The sequence below is a fragment of the Sphaerisporangium sp. NPDC051017 genome (genome assembly GCF_040683095.1).
In the GTDB taxonomy this organism is placed as follows: domain Bacteria; phylum Actinomycetota; class Actinomycetes; order Streptosporangiales; family Streptosporangiaceae; genus Sphaerisporangium.
In genome coordinates, this window is the sequence record NZ_JBFBCI010000008.1 from 147291 (window position 1) to 164799 (window position 17509).

Here is a 17509-nt window from a genome sequence, read left to right on the forward strand (position 1 = left end):
GGGCTCGTTCCTCACCCTTCCTCCCTCCTCCTCCAGAACACCGCCGCGCCCCGAACTGTGTCTATTGCCGCGCCTTCGGCACGGCGGTTCGGGGCGCCCTTAGTCAGTCCACGAGATCGCCCACCGTGGTGAGCTGCGTGCCCGCCGGCACGTCGTCACCGCTGCGGACCGTCAGCCGCGGGTCCACGGTGACGCCCGTCAGGCGCGTCCCCTCCTGGACGATCGCCTCGTGGCCGAGCGCCGTGTACCCGTCGAGCGTGGTCACGGCCTGGAGCGAGGACTCCACGCACGCCATCATCCCGACGTGGGTGTCGACCAGCCGTGCCGCCGGGCCGATGATCGCCCCGTCCAGGCAGGCCACCCGCTCCAGGTGGCACCACGCGTGCAGGTCGACGCCGTCGCCGACGTACGAGTCCCGCATCACCACGCCCGGCCCGATCTCGACGTCCCTGCCGATCCACACGTTCGGGCCGATCTTGACCAGGCCGGAGGCGATCTTGGCGGCCAGTGTCATCCCGCTCACCTCGTCGCGGCGCGCCAGCGAGGACGGGTGGATGGTGAGGGTGCCCGTGCCGCGCAGGCTCGGATATCCCCCGGACAGCGCGTCCACCAGCGTCGTCAGGTAGTCGCGCGGGTTGCCCAGGTCGCCGACCTTGGTGATCGGGCTGTGCCGGACCGGGTGGTCGTTGGAGACAAGCCACGGCAGCAGGTCCCTGCCCCAGTCCAGCCTGAGGCGGGCCAGCGCCGCGAGCGCGGGCGTGGCGGCCAGCTCGCGCAGCCGTCGGCAGTCGATCACGTACAGGCCGGTGCTGATCGGCACCCGCGACGGGTCGGCCACCATGGCGTTGACGACCTGGAGCGGCGGCTTCTCCACGAACTCGCGGATCCACCCGTCGTCGTCGGCGACCATCGTGCCGTAGGTGCCCGCCACCTCGCGGGCCTGCCGGTGCACCGTGGCGACCGTGACCAGCGCGCCGCTGCGCACATGGCCCTCGACGAGCTCGGCCAGGTCGAACTCGAACAGCGAGTCGGTGGGGAAGACCACGGCGAGCCCTTTGAGATTCCACTCCTCGGCCACGCTGAGCGTCGCCTGACCCGACCCCGTGTTCCACCTGTCGGCCCGGGCCCTCGAATACTGGACGCGGACGCCCAGCGTCTCGCCGTAACCCAGCGCGTCCTTGACCTGATAGCGATTCTCACGGCCGTTGGCCGCGATATAGAAATTCTCGACGCCCTGCTGGTGAAAAGAGTTGATCTGCCACTCGATGAGTGGACGCCCGATGAAAGGGACGGTCGCCTTGCTGCGCAGGTATCCCGGCCCTTCGAGCGTCAGCGGGCGGGCGCGCACGCCTTTGCCCCCTGCCAGGGCTATTCCGGTGATCTCAGACACCCGCGCCCCCGGGTGGGAGCGCGTTACGTCGGCGGCTTCGTTCGGTGGGTGGTGTGAGCGGTGTGTCGCCGGCCGGAGCGCCGCTCCGGCTCTGTGCGGACCCTGCGGGCGGGTGCGCCATGGTGCCCCCTGAGAACGGTGATGAGGAGGACGCGCTCCATTGTTATCATTCACCGTTCGGCAGTCAGATCGGGCGTGACAATATTCGATGGTATTGCGTCAGGTCGAGGTCATGTCGCTAATTTGGTGTTTATCGTGACCGTGGGTGATCGCCCACGGTTTTCCGGCTTTATTTGCGCAGGTCATTCGTCTGCGGGGTTGGGAAGCCCTATGGTCGGCGCTCTTCCGCCGCCCGTGTAAGGATCGTCTCGCCCTCTTACACATGACCACTTCGGAGCGTCGGCGCGCGCCCTCATCTGTTGTTACATGTGGATTCACGTACGTTCACGGTCGCCCGTTAATACCGCCGAAATGATTGTGTGATGACCGGAACATATTTTGTGCGTCCGCGTCCATGACGGCGGCGCTCCGGTGCTGGTGCGCCGCCGCCGCGCCGTGTCACTTGGACAGGTAGAGGGTCTTCCAGGTCCCGGCGTAGAGGCAGTTGAGGGACGGCTTGGAGGCCTTGCCCTCGGAGCAGACCTTCAGCTCGACCTGGTAGACGTCGTGGGATGTGAACGAGAAGGACTTCGGCGAGCCGTACGAGCAGTCGAGGATGCTGCGGTGCTTGAAGGGCAGGTTGCCCGTGTCGTCCCGGTAGGTGATCCGGAACACCGCCCATCCGCAGGCCGACGACCGGCTGAGGTCGTAGACCTTCCCTGAGATCTTCACGGTGTCGGCGGTCGGGATGACCTCGTGGTCCTCACCGGTGAACGACAGCGACCCGAGCGCCTTGGCCCGCTTGCCCGGCGCGTAGTAGGCCCCCCAGTTGTTGGCGAAGGCGCCGGCGGAGCTGTCCGAGGTCGAGGTGCCGGCGGAGGTGTTGACGGCGGAGGCGCCTGCGGGGGAGTAGCCCGTGGTGACCGCTCCCGTCGCGCCGGTCGCGGCCTGTGCGGCGGCGGGGGCGATCGCGACGATGGCGGCGGCCATGGCCAGGCCGGTGAGAGTGCGGTTGATCGTCATCGGAGCGGTCCTTTCGTGCTCTTTTCGATGCCCGTATTCTGGCCCACCCCGCTTGCAATCCCCTTGCCACCCATTGCGCCGCACTATCACAACACCAACCCACCAACAGAGAACCCACGACGACCTGCGACGAGAGCCCAGGCCGCAGCGCGGGACGTCGCCGCCCCCGCCGTACATCGCGCCCCGCTGGCAAACCGCTGAACCACAGCCCCGCACGCACGGAGGCCACCGGGGTGGTGCACCACGTGGAACGTATCGTCCGGGTGGTGGACCGCCTGTTCGGCTATGCCGGGGCCGGCGCCTCACCCGCCTGCGGCGGATGTGCCGGGACCTCGGGCAGAGCCTCAACTGATCCCGGCTACGCTGATCCGTGATGTATCGACTGCTCTTCGCACAGGTGCTCCGCCGTTTCGACGCCGAGACCGTGCATCACATGACCGTCCGCGCACTCCGGGCGCTCTCGGTCGCGCCCGTGGCCAAGCGGCGCCTGTACCGATGGCTGGCGCCGCGGGACGAGGCGCTGCGGGTGAAGGCGTTCGGCGTCCACTTCCCCAGCCCCTTCGGGCTCGCGGCCGGGTTCGACAAGGACGCGGGCTGCGTGGAGGCGCTGGCCGCGTTCGGCTTCGGGCATGTCGAGGTCGGTACGATCACCGCCCACGCCCAGCCGGGCAACCCCCGCCCCCGGCTGTTCCGGCTGGTGACCGACCACGCGATCATCAACCGCATGGGCTTCAACAACCAGGGGGCCGACCAGGCCGCGCGCCGGCTGCGCCGTCCCCGCGGTCTGCCCGTGGTCGTCGGCGTGAACATCGGCAAGACCAAGGTCATCCCGGAGGAACTGGCCGTGCGCGACTACGTCGCGGGCGCCCGCAAGCTCGCCCCTCTGGCCGACTACCTGGTCGTGAACGTCAGCTCTCCCAACACGCCGGGCCTGCGCGACCTGCAGGCCGTCGACCTGCTCAGGCCCCTGCTGAAGGAAGTGCTCCAGGCCGCCGGGCGCACCCCGCTGCTCGTCAAGATCGCCCCCGACCTGGCGGACGAGGACGTCGACGCCGTCGCGGACCTCGCCGTCGAGCTCGGCCTGGCGGGCATCATCGCCACGAACACCACCATCAGCCGGCAGGGCCTCTCCAAGGCCGGGGCCGGCCTGGCCGCCCAGGCCGGAGGTCTGTCCGGCGCGCCGCTGAAGGCCCGCTCCCTGGAGGTCCTGCGGCGGCTGCGCGCCCGCGTGGGCGACCGCGTCACCCTCGTGTCCGTCGGGGGCGTCGAGGACGTCGACGACGTGTGGGAGCGGCTGCTCGCGGGCGCCACGCTGGTCCAGGGGTACACGGGGATGATCTACGAGGGGCCCCTGTGGGCGTGGCGCATCCATCGCGGCCTGTCACGGCGGCTGCGGCGCCACGGGTACAAGTCGGTGCAGGACGTGGTCGGCCGCGTAGCGGGCTGAGGGCCGTCGTACCATACCCTGGTTAGGTATCACGGCCGGAAGGACGGGCGAATGACCACCAGCACGTACACCGTGACGGGAATGACCTGCGACCACTGCGTCAGCTCGGTCAAGGAGGAGGTCGGCGAGGTCCCCGGCGTCGCCGCCGTTGAGGTCGACCTCCCGACCGGCCGCGTCGACGTCACCGGCACCGCCCCCTTGGACGACGAGGCCATCCGCGCCGCCATAGAGGAAGCCGGCTACAAGGTCGCCTGACCACTCTCACTTCGGAGGTGACTCGCCTCGGAAGAGGTCCTCGCTCCGCTCGGGGTGTATTTCCGGGCTGAAGCGGGGCCGGGCGCGTGTCCGGTGCCCCCAACGATGTGGGTGAAGGCGGCTCCGAGGTAGTTTCGGATGCGTGGGTTTCTCCCGGACGGCACGTGTCCACAGATGTCGAGATACAGACACGCACGCCGTGCCGGATGACCATGACGACCAGCCTGCCGTCACGCGGTTCGACAGGAAGATCGAGGACCTCGGCCCACTGCCGGACCGTGGCCTTCTGCCGGGCAAGATCCTCGACCATCGGGATCGCTAGAATGCCGGTGTCTTCGAGATGCCACGCCAGCCGGATCGGCCCCGGATTCTCCCGCTCAAGATCGGCCATGACGTCGACCGAAGGCCCGGGTGACAACCGAAGTTCCCTCCTGCCCGCAGCTCGCAGCGCGGCGTTCACGGCGTCGCGTAAATGAGCGAATCGACGCAGATGAGTGCGAACGGTGACCGGATTCCTGCCTAGCTGAGCGGCCGCCTGATCGAACGTCAGCCCAGAGGTGATCAACAGCGGCAAGCCAGCGTGCCAACTGGTGTCGGGAAGTGGGCCCATCAGCCACCGCCGGCGTGCTCGGGCGGCCGTGGAACGGAAGTCCTCGTCGACCCGGAAGTGCTTGTTCAGTGTCGCGGCACTCACTCCGAGGCTACGGACGGCCGCTCTGTACGTAGCCCCGGCTGCCACGAGCCGCAGGAAGTCGCCGTGCCAACCGGTGTCCGCCTGCCGGGCCATCATCGGGCCTGCCCGAGAAGGATGCGCTCCCACAGGTCCGCGATCTGCGCGTATCGCATGCGGAACGTCTGCGCCGTCGCCTGCCCGGGACCGACCCGTTCGATGTAGCCTCGCCCACCAGAGGTGACGAGGTAGTAGACCACCGGCCTGCACTGGCAGGTCCAGCGCACCACCCTCCGCCGTGCCTCCACCTCGGTAACCGGCTGCCAGGTGACCGCCTCACAGTCGGTCCCGGGCTGGAGGACGTGATACCCGTGATCGGCGTTGCCTTCCGTGGCGGTGAGCTTCATGGCCGCGCCTCCCGTGTCGCGGCGACGGCGACCGCACAGTCCTGACACGCCATAGGGTCCAGCGGCGTCCAGATGACGGGAAGCCGGGAGATCGCCGCCACCCGTGCCTTGGCCGCGCACATCGCCGTGGTCGCAACGCCGGGGACGGCCGCATCCCATGGCACGGCGTGCAAGATCCAGGACGGCACGACGAGCCCGACCGCGTACGACGGGCGGCTGACTACCGCTTCAGTGCCACGAGCCCTCTCCTGAGTCCCGAGCAGGGTGGTGCGCGGGAAGTACCCGCCTACCGAGATCCCCGCGCCCGGCCCGAAACCGTACGGGTCGGACCGTTCGCCGCCCGGCTCGCCCGCGTGCTTGCCGAGCCCGCTCACGCGACCCACGCTCGCCCCGGCACGAACGAGGCCATTGCCTCCAACTCGGCCTCACGCATTAGCTCACGCAGCTCCTCAACGGTCGCCGCGTGAATCCGCAGAGGCCCATCGGTACGCCAGATCGCGATAGCCACGAACCGCCGCAGATCCACCCCATACCAGATGAACCACGCGGGCTCGACCTGATCCAGTTGCGCGGCCGCCGCCGTCTTCGCGACATCCCACCGGCGCGGGCTCACCCGAACCGGCGCGGCTCCGATCCGGTGCCGCCCGGGAACCCGCCTCACGCCGCCGCTCCCGTCCGATACGGCTGGCGCGCAGCGGGTCCCGGCTGGAAGCCGGGCAGCGGCAGAGTGCCGGGCTGAGACAGGGCGTTGGGCAGGGTCTTGGTGACGGACGCACGTCCGGTACTTGGGGGGACGGCGAGGGCGGCCGGTCGGAATGAGGGGCTGGGGACATGCCGGAGAAGGGGAGGGGGGACAGCGCTGAGAGCAGGAAGAGGCACGGGACGGGGGACGGCGGCCGGGTGAATCCTCGCCGGCCGGGCCGGACACGGAGCCCCGGCAGGGAACGGTCCATACAGACCCAGCCGCCTACGCACGTCCAGGCGGGCACGCATCTGCGCGGTCGTAGGGTGCTCCCACTCGTGCTGCCGCCGATGGGGGAGACTCGCCGCGTCATGCGCGTAGGGCGGATGCCCGCACCACCGGCAGCCGAGTGGCTTGGGCGGGGCGTCGGCGACGTGGCGGACGCGGATCAACCGGAACGACGGCCGGTTGAGGGTCCTAGGATTACCCACGGGATCGCACCTCCAGAGTGCGGTCTGGGTCCGCCTGTGCGCGCTACCGCCGGGCGGACCCGTTTTGGACTTACGGGATGGAAGGTGCGACGGCTCAGGAGTTCAGGCCTCACCGTGCCGCCGCACCGGCTCAGCGCCGGGACGTCGGGAGTCGTCCCGGAAAGGCTCCGGCCTTCTGCGCGGCTCGACCTGCTTTGTCGGGTCCGCGATCAGGTCGAGCCGGCATCGAGTGCTCCCTCGTCGCTGACGTCCGGGCAGCAAGAAGGAGATCTCTGCCATGCCCTGCCATGCCTGGCCGTGCCCTGGTCTGCAGAAGCGGGCAATAGCATGGCCCTCTACGGTCTACGACGTGATGAGAGCGGGGGATTCGGGACCTGAGTGGCGCCAGGACAGGGCCAAGTGGAAGCAGATTTACGACATTCTGCGCGGCGAGCTGGAGGCCGGTGAGTACAAGACCGGCTACCCCATCCCCAGCCTTTCCCAGCTCGAACAGACATTTCCGGACACCGCCCGGAACACTATCCGCAAGGCCGTCGACCGGCTTGAGCGCGAGAAGTTCATCCACGCGGAGTCTGGTGTGGGCACCTTCGTCCGCCCGCGAGACGAGTGGGAACCGACCGACGAGTGAAGCACCGCGCTCGGCAAAACCGATGCGGCCGACGGCTCCGATCGTCTGTGTCATCATGTCCTCACTCTGAGTGGTGGTCCAGCGAGACCATGATGCACGTGTACTGTGCACGATGGCAAGCGCTGTTCACGTAGAACTTTCGTGGTCGTGCCGTCACACTGGGTGCCATGGTGGTGAAGAGTCCAACGGTTCGACAGCGTCGTCTGGGGCGCGAGCTGCGCCGACTGCGCGAGGCGTCCGACCTCGCTGCGGACGCGGCCGCATCCCAACTCGGCTGGTCCCGCCCAAAGCTCAACCGGATCGAGAACGCGCGGACCATGCCAAGCACAGTTGACGTTGCGAACGCCTGCGATCTCTACGGCGCTGACTCCGCGACCAAGGCGGGACTGGTCCAACTCTGTCGAGATGCCAGCCGCCGTGGTTGGTGGACCGCATACTCCGACATCTTCAGTGGCTCCTACGTCGTGTTAGAGGCTGAAGCCACGGCCATCCATACCTGGGAGCCGTTGCTCGTTCCTGGGCTACTCCAAACGGAGGACTACACGCGGGAGTTGTTCCGAGTCGGCTCGGAGCTGGGTGATTCGGAGTTGGCGCGCCATGTGGATGCCCGAATGGCGAGGAAGATCGCCATGCTGGGAAGGAACGCCCCCTTGCTCCACGCCATCATCGACGAGTACGTCCTACGGCGCCCTATCGGGTCGCCTGACGTGATGGCGCACCAGGTTGACGAGCTTATCCAGGCAGCTGACAGGCCCAACGTGACCCTTCAGGTCCTCCCTTTGGCCGCTGGGACACATGCCGGGCTCGATGGTGCCTTCTCGGTACTGTCGTTCGGCGACGAAGATCCAGACGTCGGATACACAGGGAGCCCGGCCGGCGACGTGTATGTGGAGGCAGCCGATCAGGTACGGGGACTTAAGCTGACGTTCGAGCGCATAGCGGATAAGGCGTTGCCCCCTGCCGAGTCTGCGGCACTGATTGCCGCGTCTAAGGAGTGATCATGAGGGACTACCTCAAGTCCGGTCCAGAGTGGCGTAAGAGCAGCTATAGCGGTATCAACAGCGATAATTGCGTTGAGGTGGCCTCGAACCTTCCCGGTCTCCTCATGGTCCGTGACAGCAAGAACCCTTCTGGCCCGACGCTGACCTTCTCGCCGGACGCCTGGAAGGAGTTCCTCGCGACGCTTCGCTGACGGCCCATTGCAACCGCCCGGACGCTGACCGTTGGGGAGTTGAACCGTCGCCCTCCGTGACGGGGGAGCATGGTCAACACCGGTCGACTATCGGATGGGCCTCGCTCCGCTCGGACTGGTTTTCCAGGCTGAAGCGTGGCCGGGCGCGCGCCCGACGGCTACCCAAGCGTCATGGCACCGACGCACGATGGACGCGGCCGACTTCGCCGCTTATCGACAGCCATGAGGTTTTCCGTGTGAGGATGCGGAATCAGGCGACCTTCCAGGTGCGATCACCCAGAGTGGCAACCAGCTCAACGTGGCCGCGGCGCGGTGACATAGTCTCGAACGACGTCTATACCAGACACTTCTCCATGCTCGATCTTGGAAACCCTGGCTTGAGTGACTCCAAGTGCCTCGGCGAGTTCGGCCTGAGTGATCCCGGTGGCCTTGCGCATCTCAGCAAGCTGGTGTCCGCGCACGTAGGCCTCGCGGCGTTCACGAGCAGCGGCCTCCCCAGCAGCACGTTCGGCGTCACTACGGGGGTCCAATGCTCGCCCCTTGGCTTTGACGTCACTCCACTTGCTGTACCTGGCACTCATCGGGCCTCCTCTTCTTCCTTCAGCGCGATCAGATGCTCGGTGAAGCGCTCGTCGGCCAGAGGAATCGCTTTCCTGTACCAGCCTTCCCAGTTACCGACCTTGTCGCCAGCGACCAGAAAGATGGCCTCCCGTATCGGATCAAAGCAGAAGAGCATCCGAATCTCACTCGTACCGGACGAGGGCGGCCGCAACTCTTTCATGTTGTGGTAGCGACTGCCTCGGATCCGATCAACCAGCGGGCGCCTGGCCGTCGGGCCTTCCTCGGCGAGCTGATCGATTGCATCCTTGATCAGGTCCGCGGTCTCCGGATCGCTCACACAGAGCGCGAGATACCACGCTTCCACCTCAGCGGCGGACGGCAAGACCGTGCGCGGCGCGGGCCACGGCAAGTCACCGGCGCCGCAACTGCTGTCGCTGCTGCATCACCGGCGTGGCGTGGTGCTGGGACAGCGGCGGATCGGCGGCAAGACCAGCGAAGTGCCCGAGCTCACGCGTAATCGGCGCCCTCCGCCAGAACGGGCACGTCAACATCGCGCATGCCCGCAGGCACTACACCCTCGTTCCCTACCGCCTTCTCGGGCTCTTCGTGCTATGAGCAGGAGTTGCCAGATCAGACATGCTCAAATCGCCAACATGCCGGGGCCGTGGTACTGCGACGTCGGGTATCTGCTGGGGCAACCTAGAGAAGCTCAGGGTGACTTCTGAAAGCTTCGATCACCTCCGCCGAAAGCAGCAGGGCCGGATCGTCCGCTTCGCGGAATATTCGAGACATCATCGATCGAACCGACTGGAAGGGATATTGGCGCAAAGCATCAATTATCTTTCCCGCTCTTCGAGGCTGGCTATCGGTAACCGCTCTTGAGTATGACGGGATAAGGCACTCGATGGCTGTCCACGCATTGGCCCTGCCGGCAGCACAGACATCTCGATTGAGACCGCACACGTCGATGGTGGTCACGCCCTTGTCGTCCAGGCCCGCATAAAGACCCGTGGAGGGGGACAGTAAAAGGTGATCAACGGGATCGTCCGTCGTGGGGTCGATGAGAAGAGGGTCGCCAGTGCTGCTCTGTGGAAATCTGGTGCGCTTGTGGTTGCTATTGCAACGCGTACAGGCCAGTAGATAGTTAGCCCAGGAGAACGCGTGGGCGGGATATGCCGACTTCGGACGGAAGTGCTCAATATCCGTTCCCTGGCTATCTTCACAATACATGCATCGTTCCAGGCCGGTGCTCATGCGTATCAGAGTGGCCTGGATTCTCTCTTTGACACCTTTTTCGAGCGCCGCCCACAGCTTTTTGGCCTCAGCCTTCGGGTCCGTCGCCGATGTGACGCGCTGTGTCAGGTCCGCTAGTTGCCGGACTGCCGCCTCGTCAAGGGGTAGTCGATTAATCTTCTGCATCGTCGAAGCTGAGCGTCAGTTGATGGATGGCGTCTGCGACATCCGTAGAGGGCGTCCGCGGTAGCTTGGATTTTATTTCCTTGAGCCGGGCGCGCTCTGCGGATGAGATGTGCTCCGCAACCGCTTTCCTCTCCAGTGACGCCGCCTCGGTCCGAAGGGCTACGGTTTGGCTGGAGTAGGGGGTCTCAAGGCCAAAGAGATCTGTCAGCACAGCATCATCGGCAGTGCCGTTGACCACCCGGTTGAAGAGCTCACCCTCTAGAATGCGAGCTCCGTCCCTTTCGCCTGGAGCGGAGAGACGTACCAGGCCTTTATCGTCGGCGGCTTGGCAGATAAAGGGGCTATGCGTGCTCACTATGAACTGGAGGTTGGGAAAGTGGTCCTTCAGCCAGAAGCCTATTCTTTGCTGCCATGACACGTGTAGATGGACGTCGATCTCGTCGATCAAAACAACGCCTTCGTGACCGAAGGATATCCCAGGTCCGTCGATCTCCCTGAGATCTCCATAAACGGCATAAAGCTGTTTGACCAGATCAAGAACGAGAGCCGCCACAGTGCGATAACCGTCGCTCAGCGAGCGCAGAGGAAGCTCTATGCCGTCGGGTGTCGTAACCCACAGCCCATCCGAGGTGACTCGCTTCACCTCCATACCCTCGGGAAGAAGACCGTCGCCGAGGAGCCTGAGGACGGCCTGTTCGACCTGCTGGGCATCTTCAGAGCCTTCGAGCTTGCGAAGATAGAGTTGCTGGAGCCATAGAACCGACTCGGAAAGTGAGGCTTCCTCTCGGAAGAGGCTGGCGAGACTTGCGGGCCGCCCAGGTGTCATCATCAGTCGCTGTGCTTCGGTGGGGGCGAGGGAGAGCCGACGAAATGGACCATAGCCCGCCAGAAACCAGCCCTGGGGATTCGAAGACCATGGTCCACGACTCGGATCCCATACCTCTCGGGCCTTGTCCTTGGTTCTTTCGATTGAAGGCTCCGGGCCCTCTTCTTGCCGAATCCACCTCAAGCCGGCCCATGGATCGAAGTTCGGCTTTCGGCCCGGTGCGAAGGCATCAAAGTCAGAAAATCTGAGGTGGACTTTGGCGTGACCTTCGTGCGCGCCATCTCGAACCCAATCGGCATAGGTCTCTCGTAGCGTTCGAGCTACCGACGGCCCCGCAATTGCAAGAGCGATCGCCTGAAGAAATGAGGACTTCCCGGCTCCGTTGCGCCCGGCAATCACAATCCAGCGGGGTAGGCTTCCATCGCTTCTTGTGAAGCTTAGAGAGATGCCTGTCTGTTTCTCTCCAAAGCCTTTGATGTTTTCTATCGCAAGCTCGCTAATGAGCATCTTGAAGCCTGACTGTGGATTGCTGGTGGTGCATACCTGCATGTGGTAAGGGCGAGGAGAATACTACAGGTCATGCATCTGCTGAGGTTCGACGGTCCTTCTAGGCCAGCATCGTGGCATCTCAGGTGGCTTCGCCGCCAGTTGGGGCACTCGGCGGTGCATAGCCATGTCGCATATGGCCTGATCGCCCAGATCTGCTAAGGCCCGGATTGATCGCGTTGCACGCCGGAGCCCTGTACGGTTCGTCGGAAAGTGGACCATTCTCACGCCTCGGATCGATGCGACATCACTCGCCTGTACTCATCTAGAAGATTAGCGGGCACTGCTGAGTGATCCGATGGCAAGGCTCGACACTGGCGGCTTGTGCGATTCACTCGAACACGCGCCTGACCAGGGCGGACACCGTACGCTCGTAGAGTTGGACCATCTGTTGTTCTAAAATCGCACACGTGGCGGCAGGAGAAGGCGATCGGATCGGGCAGCGCATCACCGAGGCGCGTCACCGCAAGGGGCTGACGCAGGCTCAGCTTGCGGTGGCGATCTCCATCGACCGTTCGGCGCTAGCGAAGATCGAGAATGGCTCGCGGCGCGTCACCGCGCTGGAACTGTCCCGTATCGCCGACACGCTCGGGGAGCGGCCGTTTCTGGGCGGGCGGTCGACTCGGTAAGGGCTAGCTGACGCTGGGGCGGGTGGAGTCGGCCTCCTGGGTCAGTTCTTCCAGGTGGCGCATGACGTCGCGGATCTTTACCTTGCCGGGCTGGTGCATGCGGTCGCCGGTGCCGCCGCGCTGCCAGGGAAGGGGGCCGGCGAGGGGGCGGTACTCGACGCCGTAGGCGTCCAGGCGGCGAAGGTGCGCGGGGAGGGCGGTGGCGAAGCCCTCGGCGTCGCCGGACCAGGTGATCTGGGCGACCGCGCAGCCGCGGGGCCAGGCGCGGTAGTCGAGTGTGCGGGCGTCGGGGATGCGCTCGGTCCAGAGCTGGAACTGAGCCCCCAGCACGTGCGCGGCCGCCTCGGAGCCGAAGGACGGCGGCGCGGGCGCGAACGCGGCCACGTCGTCCAGCGTGATCGTGTCGCCGATCGCCGCCGGCTCCTCGGAGGAGGACGACTCGGCGAAGTCGAAGTACAGCGGGAAGACCGACGTCGCCACGATGTCGTGGCCCGCCGCCGCGGCCTGCCGCCCGACCTCGACGCCGCGCCACGGCATGACGATCGTGTCCTGGCGGAGCCGGCCGCTGACGAACGCCTCGTCCCACACCACGGCGCGCGAGCCCAGCCCGGCCAGCACGTCCGCCAGCGCGCGAAGGAACCAGGCGTGCAGGTCGGAGGGGGTCGCCAGCCCGAGCGAGCGCTGGTAGGCGGTGATCTCGGCGGAGGCCGCCCAGTCGTCGAGGACGCATTCGTCCCCGCCGATGTGGAAGTACGGCACCGAGCCGATCGCCTCGATGATCTCGCCGAACACCGTGGCGAGGAAGTCGACCGTCGCGGGCAGCGGGGAGAGGATCGCGGGCGAGATGCCCCAGCGGTCCAGCACGTCGTGGCGCCGGCCGGGGTCGGCACCGAGGTGCGGGTACGCCGCGAGGATCGCGGAGGCGTGACCGGGCACGTCGATCTCGGGCGCCAGCGTGACGGCGCGGGTGCGGGCGTAGGCGGCGATCTCGCCGAGGTCGGCGAGGGTGTAGTAGCCACCGTGCGGGGTGTCGTCGAACGCGGATTCGCCGCGGAAGGGCTTGGTCGTGGTACGCGCGCGGTGGGAGCCGACCTCGTGGAGCAGAGGGTACGCCCGGCTCTCGACACGCCAGCCCTGGTCGTCGGCCAGGTGGAGGTGGAGGCGGTTCAGCTTGTGCGCTGCCAGCAGGTCGATCATGCGGAGCACTTCACGCTTGGGCATGAAATGTCGGGACACGTCGAGGTGGGCGCCTCGCCACGCGAACCGGGGCGAATCCTCCACCCGCCCGCACGGGACGGCCCACCGCACGCCCGGGACGGCCACGGATCGGAATGCTTCCGCCGGAAGCATCTGCCGCAGGGTCTGCCCGGCGTACAGCGCGCCCGCCGCGTCCCCGGCGGTGATCCGCACGGCCTCAGGCGTCACCGTGACGGCGTAACCCTCGGGGACAAGGGTTTCGTCCTGCTCCACGGTGATCGGCCCGGTACGTGCCTCTGAGGGCCCGCCGGTGCCGGCCTCGGCGGGCGCGGGCGACGGATCCGCGTGCCGGAGGTCCAGCACGGCCAGCGCCACCCGCACCGCGTTCACGAGCTCGGCGGGGCCCGACACGGAGGCCCCGGGGACGAACGCGAACGAGCCGGCGGACTCCTCGACGACCCGAGGACGCGGGATCAAGTCACTCATGTCTACAGATCATCCCAAAATACGATCGAGGATCAACGTCCCAGCCACACCAGGCCGGGGCGGCACACCGTCGCTTGGATGCGGGGTGGTCAGCCCAGGTAGTCCTGGAGGCCCTTGGCCAGGGAGTCGGCGATGCGCTGGCGGAAGGCCGGGTCCTTGAGCTTGGCGGCGTCCCGCGGGTTGCGCATGTTGCCGGTCTCGATGAAGACCTTGGGGACCGTCGACAGGTTGAGGCCGCCGAGATCGCTGCGGTAGTCGAGCGCGTTCTTGCCGATGTACGTCGAGTACGGCATGCCGGTGCCCGACTTGTACGCGTCGCGCAGCGCGAGGCCCAGCTTTGCGGACTTGCCCACCACCGGGTCGACCGGGCCGCCGATCTTCTTCGGCATGATCACGTGGAAGCCCCTGCCCGAGGCGGGCGCGCCGTCGGCGTGGACGGAGATCGCCGCGTTCGCGTGCGCCTTGTTGCCGATGGCGGCGCGTTCGGTGATGCACGGGCCGACGCTGTCGTTGTCGCCGCGGGTCAGCTTGACGGTGGCGCCCTTGGCCTTCAGGACCTTCACCATGCGCTTGGCGACGTCCCACGTGAAGGCGGCCTCGGAGTAGCCGTCGTTGGTCGCGGTGCCCGTCGTGTCGCACGGCTTCGACTCGGTGATGACGTCGACGTTCTTGTTGATGATCTCCGGGTGGCGGTAGTTGCCGCCGTTGTGGCCGGGATCGATCACGATCACCTTGCCGGCCAGGGGCTTGGCGGGCGTCGGAGCCGCGGCGGCGGCCGGCGCGGGCGCCGTCTTCGCGGACGCCTCGCTCGCCGCGCGGACCTCCGTGGACGCGGGCCGCGCGGACGCGCTGCTGATCTCGGCGGCGTGGGCGGCACCGGCGTCGGCGGCATCCGGGCCCGCCGCGGCCCCACAGGCCGAAGCGCCCAGCCCGCACAAGGCCAGAAGCGCGACGGCCAGTGCTCGACTGGTCACGATGATCCCCTTCGCAGACGACGTCTCGGCTCCAACCTACGCGGACGCGCGAGGTGAACCGGACGTTATCCACAGGAAGGGCCGGAGGGGTCGGTTATCCACAGCCGGGAGGACCGGTCCATCCACAACCGGCCCTACGGTGCGGGTCACCAGGCCGGTTCCCCGAGGTCCTGCTTCTGGAGAAGGGCCGCGAGCTCCCTGGCGTCCTCGGCGTCCAGGCCGAGCACGACGCGCGGCCGTCCCCACGGGTGGTCGATGGAATGGGCGACGTAGCTGGCGACCGACTCGCTCGCGCCCTCGTCGTCCTTGCCCCGGGTGGCACGCCAGTGCGCCCACGCACGCTCGAGCTCGGCCGCCGCGCGCTGCGCGCACGACACCAGTTCCGGATCACGCATGACAACCCCCCGGTCGGGCACCGGCCGCCTGGCCCGGCGGGCACCGCCTGCCCACCCGTTGCCCCCGCGACATGCGGGCGCACCGTCCCAGATCAGTCCGGTCCAGATCGATCCAGCCCAGATTGGTCCAGCCCAGATTGGTCCAGCCCAGACTGGTCCAGTACGGCACGCCGGAGGGCCGGCGCCATGCCTACGAGTCAACACGGGAGGCACGCCGATCCTGTGGATGTTGACCTACCCTTGGGGATCACTTGGAGCCGGGCCGGTGCTGTGCCGCACGACCAGCTTCGGCGTCACCTGCCGCAGCCGCGCCACCTTCCCGGGGTCGCCGATGCGGTCGCTCAGCAGCGTGGCGGCGGACCTGCCCATCGAGCGGCGGGGCTGGTCCAGGCTGGTGAGCGATATGTGGTGCACGGCGGCCAGGTGCGTGTTGTCGTACCCCACGACCGAGAGGTCCTCGGGGACGCGCAGCCCGAGCTCGCTCGCCGCCACCAGCACGCCGAGCGCGACGACGTCGTTGGCCGCGAAGATCGCCGTGGGACGTGGGTGACGTTCCAACAGAGCGCGTGCCGCCCTGCGTCCGCCTTCTTCGGTGAAGTCCCCGTGCTCGACCATGATGTGCGGCGCCAGCCCGTGCCGGCGCATCGCCATCAGGTAGCCCTCGCACCGGAACCGGGCCGAGGACGATGGCGTGCCCTCGATGTGGGCGATCCGCTTGTGCCCGAGCTCCACCAGGTGGTCGACCGCCAGCCGGGCGCCGAGCTGGTCGTCGTCCACGACGATGTCCACGCCTTCGAGCTCGACGTCCCGCTCGCCGACGACCACCGTAGGCGTGTACGCCGCGGCCTCGGCCAGGGTCTCGCTGGACGGCGAGACCCCGAGTAACACCAGCCCGTCGACCCGGAGCTCCAGGAAGGCCTCGACCGCTTCCTCCTCGAAGGCGGGATCCCATCGCCCGCTTCCGATCAGCAGCCGCAGCCCGTCACCGTGGAGGCTCTCCTGGAGGCCGTCCAGGAACTCGGCGTAGAACGGGTTGTGCAGGTCGGCGACCAGCGCCCCGACCAGATGGGTGCGTCCCTCGACAAGGCTGCGCGCGACCGCGTTGGGCCGGTAGCCGAGTTCCCTGGCCGCCTGCAGCACCGCCTCGCGCCGGTGTTCGCTGACGTGCGGGGACCCTCGCAGCACCAGGGACACCAGCGACTTTGAGACGCCCGCGCGTTCTGCAACGTTCCGGATCGTCGGCCGGGGACGCGGTCCGTGCGCGTCACCGAGGCCGGGCTCGGTCGTGCCGACCTCGGAGTGGTACCGGGCGGTCGTCTGGATGGACGGTCCTGACATGGTTCTCCCCACGCTGAGTGGATGTGCACCTGTCAGACCAAACGATCGAGTCGCGCTGAGGGTACGGGTGTTTGTGCGCCTCGCTGGATGGTCCTCGGGGCCGCCCCTTATTGGGCACGCCCTCCGATAGTGTGCGCATTGTGGGTGGGACATCAAGGGCCCCAGGTGAGCGCGAGAACGCCGGTCCCGGTGGCGCGCGCCCGGCACGGCGAAGGCTGAGCGTCGACCGCCGTCGCGAGGAGCTGATGGCCGCCGCCCTGGAGCTCTTCAGCAAGCACGACGCCGAGGACGTCTCGATCGACGACGTCGCCTCGGCGGCGGGGGCCTCGCGCGCGCTGGTCTACCACTACTTCGGCGGCAAGCACGAGCTGTACGTCGCCGCGCTGCGGGGCGCGGCGCTGGAACTGGAGGAGCGGCTGCGTCCCGTGGCGGGCGGCACGCTCGTCGAGGAGCTCGCGGCGGGTCTCACGCGTTACTTCGACTTCGTGGAGGATCACGCGGCGGGGTTCGCGGCCCTGCTGCGCGGCGGGCCCGCCAATCGCGCGGGCGAGGTCGGGGTGATCGTCGAGGGCGTCCGCAGGCGCCTGACCAAGGTGATCCTCACCCAGATGCGCGTGAGCGAGCCGAGCCCGGCGCTGCGCGTCACGCTGAGGTCCTGGATCGCCTGCGTCGAGACCGCCGGGCTCGACTGGCTGGAGGTCCGCGACCTCGATCGCGCGGTCCTCGAACGTCTGCTGCTCGACCAGATGGTCGCGTTACTGAAGGTCGCCGCGGGCGAGGATGGCCAGATCGGCCGCTTGCTGGCCGACCTCGGACGACGGGTCCCGCCGGGCGGTGACGCTCCGTGAGGGTGC

General features: G+C 67.3%; 21 protein-coding genes. 8 read left to right on the plus strand and 13 right to left on the minus strand.

Translation table 11 applies throughout. The annotated features are described in order from the left end of the window. Positions 1 to 103: 103 nt before the first annotated feature. Positions 104 to 1390 carry an NDP-sugar synthase gene (locus tag AB0M95_RS10255; protein ID WP_363761792.1) on the minus strand — a complete coding sequence of 429 codons (1287 nt, stop codon included), beginning with the start codon at positions 1388 to 1390 and terminating at the stop codon, positions 104 to 106. 558 nt (positions 1391 to 1948) lie between these two features. Further along, positions 1949 to 2512, minus strand: a complete 564-nt coding sequence (locus tag AB0M95_RS10260; protein ID WP_358525506.1) for a hypothetical protein — start codon at positions 2510 to 2512, stop codon at positions 1949 to 1951. Positions 2513 to 2885: 373 nt separating this feature from the next. Between AB0M95_RS10260 and AB0M95_RS10265 the strand changes: the two genes are divergently transcribed. The 3 genes from AB0M95_RS10265 (at position 2886) to AB0M95_RS10275 (ending at position 4536) form a co-directional block, all read left to right on the plus strand. Further along, complete coding sequence (locus AB0M95_RS10265) at positions 2886 to 3959, plus strand: quinone-dependent dihydroorotate dehydrogenase (RefSeq protein ID WP_363761794.1); 1074 nt, start codon at positions 2886 to 2888, stop codon at positions 3957 to 3959. Positions 3960 to 4010: 51 nt separating this feature from the next. Further along, on the plus strand, positions 4011 to 4214 hold the full coding sequence (locus AB0M95_RS10270; RefSeq protein ID WP_363761796.1) for a heavy-metal-associated domain-containing protein: 204 nt from the start codon (positions 4011 to 4013) through the stop codon (positions 4212 to 4214). Positions 4215 to 4413: 199 nt separating this feature from the next. Then, complete coding sequence (locus tag AB0M95_RS10275) at positions 4414 to 4536, plus strand: hypothetical protein (RefSeq protein WP_363761798.1); 123 nt, start codon at positions 4414 to 4416, stop codon at positions 4534 to 4536. A 464-nt stretch (positions 4537 to 5000) separates the two neighbouring features. On the opposite strand, the gene AB0M95_RS10280 is transcribed toward AB0M95_RS10275, so the two are convergent. From AB0M95_RS10280 to AB0M95_RS10290, 3 genes are read right to left on the minus strand one after another with little or no spacing between them, the layout of a single operon-like run. Continuing rightward, positions 5001 to 5291: a hypothetical protein gene (locus AB0M95_RS10280; protein ID WP_358525516.1), complete on the minus strand. Its 291-nt coding sequence runs from the start codon at positions 5289 to 5291 to the stop codon at positions 5001 to 5003. Further along, a complete protein-coding gene (locus AB0M95_RS10285; protein WP_363761800.1) occupies positions 5288 to 5665 on the minus strand; it encodes a hypothetical protein in 378 nt (125 codons plus the stop codon). Before AB0M95_RS10285 ends, AB0M95_RS10280 begins: the two co-directional genes overlap by 4 nt. Continuing rightward, positions 5662 to 5952 (minus strand): hypothetical protein, encoded by a 291-nt coding sequence (locus AB0M95_RS10290; protein WP_363761801.1) that lies wholly within the window; start codon positions 5950 to 5952, stop codon positions 5662 to 5664. The genes AB0M95_RS10285 and AB0M95_RS10290 overlap by 4 nt, the downstream gene beginning before the upstream one ends. Positions 5953 to 6816: 864 nt before the next feature. Between AB0M95_RS10290 and AB0M95_RS10295 the strand changes: the two genes are divergently transcribed. The 3 genes from AB0M95_RS10295 to AB0M95_RS10305 all read left to right on the plus strand — a co-directional run bounded on the left by AB0M95_RS10295 (position 6817) and on the right by AB0M95_RS10305 (position 8284). Then, positions 6817 to 7092, plus strand: a complete 276-nt coding sequence (locus AB0M95_RS10295; protein WP_358525520.1) for a GntR family transcriptional regulator — start codon at positions 6817 to 6819, stop codon at positions 7090 to 7092. Between the two features lie 167 nt (positions 7093 to 7259). Then, positions 7260 to 8090, plus strand: coding sequence for a DUF5753 domain-containing protein (locus AB0M95_RS10300; protein ID WP_363761803.1), 831 nt, complete (start codon positions 7260 to 7262; stop codon positions 8088 to 8090). A gap of 2 nt (positions 8091 to 8092) precedes the next feature. After that, positions 8093 to 8284, plus strand: a complete 192-nt coding sequence (locus AB0M95_RS10305) for a DUF397 domain-containing protein (protein WP_363761805.1) — start codon at positions 8093 to 8095, stop codon at positions 8282 to 8284. A 293-nt stretch (positions 8285 to 8577) separates the two neighbouring features. On the opposite strand, the gene AB0M95_RS10310 is transcribed toward AB0M95_RS10305, so the two are convergent. The 4 genes from AB0M95_RS10310 to AB0M95_RS10325 form a co-directional block, all read right to left on the minus strand. Then, positions 8578 to 8865: a helix-turn-helix transcriptional regulator gene (locus AB0M95_RS10310; RefSeq protein WP_358525524.1), complete on the minus strand. Its 288-nt coding sequence runs from the start codon at positions 8863 to 8865 to the stop codon at positions 8578 to 8580. Next, entirely contained in the window at positions 8862 to 9182 is a 321-nt protein-coding gene (locus tag AB0M95_RS10315) for a type II toxin-antitoxin system RelE/ParE family toxin (RefSeq protein ID WP_363761807.1), read from the minus strand. Before AB0M95_RS10315 ends, AB0M95_RS10310 begins: the two co-directional genes overlap by 4 nt. A gap of 362 nt (positions 9183 to 9544) precedes the next feature. Further along, complete coding sequence (locus AB0M95_RS10320) at positions 9545 to 10264, minus strand: hypothetical protein (protein WP_363761809.1); 720 nt, start codon at positions 10262 to 10264, stop codon at positions 9545 to 9547. Then, positions 10251 to 11597, minus strand: a complete 1347-nt coding sequence (locus AB0M95_RS10325; protein ID WP_363761811.1) for an AAA family ATPase — start codon at positions 11595 to 11597, stop codon at positions 10251 to 10253. The genes AB0M95_RS10320 and AB0M95_RS10325 overlap by 14 nt, the downstream gene beginning before the upstream one ends. Before the next feature lie 449 nt (positions 11598 to 12046). Here AB0M95_RS10325 and AB0M95_RS10330 point away from each other — a divergent pair, with 449 nt between their 5' ends. Beyond that, positions 12047 to 12265 carry a helix-turn-helix transcriptional regulator gene (locus tag AB0M95_RS10330; RefSeq protein ID WP_363761813.1) on the plus strand — a complete coding sequence of 73 codons (219 nt, stop codon included), beginning with the start codon at positions 12047 to 12049 and terminating at the stop codon, positions 12263 to 12265. A gap of 3 nt (positions 12266 to 12268) precedes the next feature. Here the strand turns inward: AB0M95_RS10330 and AB0M95_RS10335 are convergent, their stop codons facing one another. From AB0M95_RS10335 to AB0M95_RS10350, 4 genes are all read right to left on the minus strand, one after another. Then, a complete protein-coding gene (locus AB0M95_RS10335; protein WP_363761815.1) occupies positions 12269 to 13948 on the minus strand; it encodes a beta-N-acetylhexosaminidase in 1680 nt (559 codons plus the stop codon). An 89-nt stretch (positions 13949 to 14037) separates the two neighbouring features. Then, positions 14038 to 14922, minus strand: a complete 885-nt coding sequence (locus AB0M95_RS10340) for an N-acetylmuramoyl-L-alanine amidase (RefSeq protein WP_363761817.1) — start codon at positions 14920 to 14922, stop codon at positions 14038 to 14040. A 146-nt stretch (positions 14923 to 15068) separates the two neighbouring features. Beyond that, positions 15069 to 15317 (minus strand): hypothetical protein, encoded by a 249-nt coding sequence (locus AB0M95_RS10345; protein WP_358525533.1) that lies wholly within the window; start codon positions 15315 to 15317, stop codon positions 15069 to 15071. Positions 15318 to 15551: 234 nt separating this feature from the next. Further along, positions 15552 to 16655, minus strand: coding sequence for a LacI family DNA-binding transcriptional regulator (locus tag AB0M95_RS10350; RefSeq protein ID WP_358525534.1), 1104 nt, complete (start codon positions 16653 to 16655; stop codon positions 15552 to 15554). Positions 16656 to 16795: 140 nt separating this feature from the next. Here AB0M95_RS10350 and AB0M95_RS10355 point away from each other — a divergent pair, with 140 nt between their 5' ends. After that, on the plus strand, positions 16796 to 17503 hold the full coding sequence (locus AB0M95_RS10355; RefSeq protein ID WP_363761819.1) for a TetR/AcrR family transcriptional regulator: 708 nt from the start codon (positions 16796 to 16798) through the stop codon (positions 17501 to 17503). Positions 17504 to 17509 lie beyond the last annotated feature (6 nt).

Bases quoted from the DNA above. Each gene is read 5' to 3' on its own strand.
- AB0M95_RS10260 (WP_358525506.1), bottom strand. From the start codon at position 2,512: ATGACGATCAACCGCACTCTCACCGGCCTGGCCATGGCCGCCGCCATC.
- AB0M95_RS10265 (WP_363761794.1), top strand. From the start codon at position 2,886: ATGTATCGACTGCTCTTCGCACAGGTGCTCCGCCGTTTCGACGCCGAG.
- AB0M95_RS10270 (WP_363761796.1), top strand. From the start codon at position 4,011: ATGACCACCAGCACGTACACCGTGACGGGAATGACCTGCGACCACTGC.
- AB0M95_RS10280 (WP_358525516.1), bottom strand. From the start codon at position 5,291: ATGAAGCTCACCGCCACGGAAGGCAACGCCGATCACGGGTATCACGTC.
- AB0M95_RS10295 (WP_358525520.1), top strand. From the start codon at position 6,817: ATGAGAGCGGGGGATTCGGGACCTGAGTGGCGCCAGGACAGGGCCAAG.
- AB0M95_RS10300 (WP_363761803.1), top strand. From the start codon at position 7,260: ATGGTGGTGAAGAGTCCAACGGTTCGACAGCGTCGTCTGGGGCGCGAG.
- AB0M95_RS10305 (WP_363761805.1), top strand. From the start codon at position 8,093: ATGAGGGACTACCTCAAGTCCGGTCCAGAGTGGCGTAAGAGCAGCTAT.
- AB0M95_RS10310 (WP_358525524.1), bottom strand. From the start codon at position 8,865: ATGAGTGCCAGGTACAGCAAGTGGAGTGACGTCAAAGCCAAGGGGCGA.
- AB0M95_RS10320 (WP_363761809.1), bottom strand. From the start codon at position 10,264: ATGCAGAAGATTAATCGACTACCCCTTGACGAGGCGGCAGTCCGGCAA.
- AB0M95_RS10325 (WP_363761811.1), bottom strand. From the start codon at position 11,597: ATGCTCATTAGCGAGCTTGCGATAGAAAACATCAAAGGCTTTGGAGAG.
- AB0M95_RS10335 (WP_363761815.1), bottom strand. From the start codon at position 13,948: ATGAGTGACTTGATCCCGCGTCCTCGGGTCGTCGAGGAGTCCGCCGGC.
- AB0M95_RS10345 (WP_358525533.1), bottom strand. From the start codon at position 15,317: ATGCGTGATCCGGAACTGGTGTCGTGCGCGCAGCGCGCGGCGGCCGAG.
- AB0M95_RS10350 (WP_358525534.1), bottom strand. From the start codon at position 16,655: ATGTCAGGACCGTCCATCCAGACGACCGCCCGGTACCACTCCGAGGTC.